Below are 4756 nucleotides of genomic sequence, written 5' to 3'. Positions count from 1 at the left end.
CTGGGACCGGCTGCTCGCCGCGGTCGCAGCACTCGCCGATCGCGACATCACGCTCGTCATCCTCGGCGAGGGCGCATGTCGCGGTGCGCTCACGGCGCAGGCGACCGCACTCGGCCTCGCCGCCCGCGTGCACCTGCCCGGCCATGTCGCCGATCCGCTCCCGGCAATGGCCCGCGCACAGGTCGTCGCGCTGACGTCGGATTTCGAAGGCGTGCCGGGCGTCCTGCGCGAGGCACTGTCGGTCGGCACCCCCGTCGTCGCGACCGATTCGAGCCATGCGATTGCCGAGATCGTCGACACGCCCGCACGCGGCACGATCGTCGTGCGCGACGACGGCCCCGCACTCGTCGCCGCACTCGACGCCTGGCTCACCTCCGGTACGCCGCGGCCCGCACCCGTCCCGCAACCCGGCAGCGACTCGGCACAGCGCTATCTCGCGCTGTTCGACACGCTCGTCAGTCCGCGGCCTTCTCGTCCTCGCGGTCCGACCGGCGCTCGAGCGCGGTCTTGAGCATCGCGGTCATCGGATCGGCAAGCGCGAGGCCAAGGATCCCGAACAGCGCGCTCGCCAGGATCTGCGCGCCCAGCGTCAGCGCGGGCGGCAGGTCGACGGTGCGCTTGGCGACCATCGGCACGATCACATAGCCGTCGATCGTCTGCACCACGAAATAGGTGCCGATCGCCCAATAGCCGGTGTCGACGCCCGCGCTGAAGCCGACCGCGACCATCAGCACGCCGGTGACGATCGCGCCGATATTGGGGATGAAGGCAAGGATGCCCGCGATGATCCCGAGCAGCATCGCCATCGGCACGCCGCCCACCGCCAGCGCGATCCCCGTCGCGACGCCCTCGACCGCCATGCCGAGCAGGCGCCCCGCGAGCAGCCGCCGCATCGTCTCGCCCATCGTCACCATCGTCCGGGCGAATTCGTCGCGCAGATCGGTCGGCACCATCCACTGCACGCCGCGCGCATAGGTGCCCGGGTCCATCGCGATGAACAGCCCGAGCACGAGGATCATGAACAGGCTGGTCAGCGCGCCGATCGCGGTGCCGACCCACGATGTCACGCGCCCGACCGACCCCAGCGCCTGCTTGGCGATCCCGCTCACGTCCGACACGCCCGGCATCAGCCCCTGCGACGCCAGATAGCCCGTGAACCGGTTCGCCTGCAGCTCGAGCGTCGAGCGCAGCTGCGTCACCTGTTCGGTCACCTGCACGCCGGTCAGCACGAACGTGCCGATCATGAACACCAGCACCAGCACCACGACGATCAGCAGTCGCCATCCGCGGCTGATCGGCAGCACCCGCCCGAGCAACCGGACGCCGCCGTCGAGCAGCGACGCGAACACCACCGCGGCGAAGATCAACAGCAACGGCTGCACCAGCACGATCGCCAGTGCGATCAGGCAGGCGAGCCCCAGCCAGATCGTCGCGCGCCGCACTTCGGTGCGCAGCGCCGGGTCGCGCATCTCGACCGGGCTGGCCTCGTCGACGCGCTTGGTCGCGCCGCTATCGTCGGCCATCTCAGTTCGCCGTTGCAGGGTGGAGCGACGTGCCCGCGCGATCCGACCGGAGCGATCCCCACCAGGTCAGCGGGTTGTAGGTCGCATCGCCGTCGAGGCTGAAGGTGATGAACTCCGCGCGCCCGCCCAGATTCTCGTACGGCACCGGCCCGCCAAGGCCGAGCTGCGTCAGCGCGAAACGGCTGTCCGCGGACCGGTCGCGATTGTCGCCCATCAGGAAGACATGAGCCGCCGGGATCGTGATCGGCCCGTAATCGTCGCCCGGGCTCCAGCCCATCTCGATCGTGTCGAACCGCCGGCCATTGGGCAGCGTCTCGGTGATCGTCGGCAGGCGACAGATCATCGCGCCGTCGGCCCGCGTCTCGCGCGCGCCGGGATATTCGTCCTCGCTGCACGGGCTGTTGGTGTCGACCGGGATCAGCGTGTCGTGGACGGGACCGCGCTTCACCGGCACGCCGTTCAGGATCACCGTCCCGCCGCGCACTTCCAGCCGGTCGCCCGGCAGGCCGATCACGCGCTTGATATAGTCGTTCTGCGTCCCCGGCGGCGTCACGATCACCACGTCGCCGCGCGTCGGCAGCGATCCGAACAGCCGCCCCTTGATGAAGGGGATCTGCACGCTCCAGCTGTCTTCCTGCTGGCGAAGCACGACGCTCTTGAAGATCGCGACCGGGTTCGGGATCGTCGGCGACACGAACGACCAGCCATAGGCGAATTTGGTGACGACCAGCCGGTCGCCGATCCGCAGGCCCGGCAGCATCGATTCGCTCGGGATGTAGAAGGGCTTGGCGATGAAGCTGTGGAAGCCGAGCACCACCAGCACCAGCCAGAATATGCCCTTCACCTCGCCCCACCAGTCGGTCCCGCGGCGCGCGGGTGCCGTCTTCGTGGTGGGAGGGGAACCGTCGTTGCCCGGGGGCGGGACGGGTGTGGCGCCGACCCGCGATGCTGCCGGATTCTCGAGCGACTCTTTGCCGTCCAACGCCGCTTCCTTCATCGATCTTTATCCGCGGATAACAGGGGTATAGCTTCGATTATCACAAAGGCCTGCGCCCAGGGATGATCGTCCGTCATGGTCAGGTGCACGCGTGCGGCGTGGCCTTCGGGGGTCAACGCGTCAAGCCTCGCCTTGGCCCCGCCGGTCAGGGCCAGCGTCGGCGCACCGCTCGCGGCGTTGACGACGCCGATGTCCTTCATGAACACGCCTGCGCGAAACCCGGTGCCGACCGCCTTCGAAAACGCCTCTTTCGCCGCGAACCGCTTGGCGAGCGTCCCCGCCTTGGTGAACGGCCGCCGCGCCGCCTTGGCCAGCTCCACCTCGGTAAACACCCGCTGCTCGAACCGCTCGCCGAACCGCTCGACCGACGCCTTGATCCGCTCGATATTGCACAGGTCCGACCCCAACCCGATGATCATCGCGACGCCTGGAGTCGGAAGACAAGATATGTTCTCGCGAAGGCGCGAAGGCGCGAAGCGAGCGGGAGACGCGAGCCCGGGGCGGTCTTCAGACTCTTCGCGCCTTCGCGCCTTCGCGTGAACCCCATCTGCACGCTACCGCGCCGCATCCATAGCCTCGCGCATCCGCCGCACCGCCTCGCCAAGCCCGACGAACAACGCCTCGCCCACCAGGAAATGCCCGATGTTCAGCTCGCGCACCTGCCGGATCGCCGCGATCGGCGCGACATTGTCATAGGTGAGGCCGTGCCCGGCATGCACCTCGATGCCGTTCTTCGCCGCCAGCGCCGCCGCATCCTCGAGCCGCCGTAGCTCGACGCTGCGCGCATCGCCCGACAGCTCGACATAACGCCCCGTGTGCAGCTCGACGACCGGCACCTTCAGCCGCACCGCCGCCTCGATCTGCCGCGCGTCGGGCTCGATGAACAGCGACACGCGGATCCCCGCCCCGGCCAGCGCGTCGACCAGCCGTTCCATCCGGTCATAATGCCCCGCGACGTCGAGCCCGCCCTCGGTGGTCAGCTCCTCGCGCTTTTCGGGCACGATGCACGCCGCATGCGGCCGGTGGCGCAGCGCGATGCCGAGCATCTCGTCGGTTGCCGCCATCTCCAGGTTGAGCGGGATCGCAAGCTCGGTCGACAGCCGCGCGATGTCGTCGTCGGTGATGTGCCGGCGATCCTCACGCAGATGCGCGGTGATCCCGTCCGCCCCCGCCGCCGCCGCGACCAGCGCCGCGCGGACCGGATCGGGATAGCCCGCCCCGCGCGCATTCCGCACCGTCGCGACGTGATCGATGTTGACGCCGAGGCGCAGATGCGCGGTGCCGGGGGGGCTCATGCCGCCGCCCTGCTGCCGGGCTTGATCGCCGGGATCGCCGCGAGTTCCGGGGGCAGCGCATCCGCGGCATAGGTCGGCACGTCGAGCCGGATCAGCGGGAAGAACGGCACGCCCAGATCCGCCGCGCCGTTCGACCGGTCGACCAGCGCCGCCGCCGCGACCGTCTCGCCGCCTGCGCGCCCGATCGCCGCGATCGCTTCCTTCGACGACAGCCCGGTGGTCACCACGTCCTCCATCATCAGCACGCGCTGCCCCGGCGCCAGCCGGAAGCCGCGGCGCAGCTCGAACACGCCGTCGGGCCGCTCGAGGAACATCGCCTCGACGCCCAGCGCGCGCGCCATCTCATGACCGCAGATCACCCCGCCCATCGCCGGCGACACCACCGCGCTGATCGATCCGCGCAGGTCCTCCGGGATCCGCGCGACCAGCGCCTCCGCCAGCCGCGCGCCACGCCTGGGGTCCATCAGCACGCGCGCGCATTGCAGATAGCGCGAGCTGCGCAGGCCCGAGGACAGGATGAAATGCCCCTCGAGCAGCGCCTCGGCAGCGCGGAATTCGGCGAGCACGTCGTCTTCGGTCATCGCGGGTCATCGCTCCAATGAAATCTGTCGCGCTGTACGATCGCGGCAAAGTCCACGCAATGCAACCGCCACCGCCCCCGCCACCGCCACCGCCCCGGCCGCCATACGCCCCGAAAAAATTTGCCGGCCCGTGCAACAAATTCAACAAAGCCCGCACCGGGGTTGAGGCTCGCCCCGCCGCCGCCTATAGCCGAATGTCAAAATGATAAGCAGACATCCGCGCGTCCGTGATACGGGTTCGCACCAAACCGGGGTCAAGAAAAAACGATGCGCATACTGGGGATGAGAGGATTGGCGATCGCAGCGGGGCTCGCACTGGCGAGTCTTGGCGGCGTCGCGGGCAGGCTGCACCGGCTTCGC

General features: G+C 69.3%; 6 protein-coding genes. 1 reads left to right on the top strand and 5 read right to left on the bottom strand.

The features are described 5' to 3' along the window. Nucleotides 1–511 (top strand): glycosyltransferase (locus NI18_RS14140; RefSeq protein ID WP_128082228.1); only part of this gene is annotated, 511 nt, incomplete at its 5' end. Here the strand turns inward: NI18_RS14140 and NI18_RS14135 are convergent. The 5 genes from NI18_RS14135 to pyrE form a co-directional block, all read right to left on the bottom strand. Next, nucleotides 456–1523: an AI-2E family transporter gene (locus tag NI18_RS14135; protein ID WP_037530691.1), complete on the bottom strand. Its 1068-nt coding sequence runs from the start codon at nucleotides 1521–1523 to the stop codon at nucleotides 456–458. The two genes, NI18_RS14140 and NI18_RS14135, sit on opposite strands and share 56 nt — an antisense overlap. Nucleotide 1524: 1 nt before the next feature. Further along, nucleotides 1525–2520 (bottom strand): signal peptidase I, encoded by a 996-nt coding sequence (lepB, locus tag NI18_RS14130; RefSeq protein WP_031439337.1) that lies wholly within the window; start codon nucleotides 2518–2520, stop codon nucleotides 1525–1527. Then, nucleotides 2517–2939 carry a holo-ACP synthase gene (acpS, locus tag NI18_RS14125; protein ID WP_031439336.1) on the bottom strand — a complete coding sequence of 141 codons (423 nt, stop codon included), beginning with the start codon at nucleotides 2937–2939 and terminating at the stop codon, nucleotides 2517–2519. The genes lepB and acpS overlap by 4 nt, the downstream gene beginning before the upstream one ends. 135 nt (nucleotides 2940–3074) lie before the next feature. Beyond that, complete coding sequence (locus NI18_RS14120; RefSeq protein WP_031439335.1) at nucleotides 3075–3815, bottom strand: pyridoxine 5'-phosphate synthase; 741 nt, start codon at nucleotides 3813–3815, stop codon at nucleotides 3075–3077. Further along, complete coding sequence (gene pyrE, locus NI18_RS14115) at nucleotides 3812–4396, bottom strand: orotate phosphoribosyltransferase (RefSeq protein WP_037530688.1); 585 nt, start codon at nucleotides 4394–4396, stop codon at nucleotides 3812–3814. The genes NI18_RS14120 and pyrE overlap by 4 nt, the downstream gene beginning before the upstream one ends. Nucleotides 4397–4756 lie beyond the last annotated feature (360 nt).

This window comes from Sphingomonas sp. Ant20 (genome assembly GCF_000783375.1).
GTDB classification, from domain to species: Bacteria; Pseudomonadota; Alphaproteobacteria; order Sphingomonadales; family Sphingomonadaceae; genus Sphingomonas; species Sphingomonas aerolata.
Note: the sequence above shows the minus strand (reverse complement) of the source record. Positions and strands in the feature narration are given on the sequence as shown.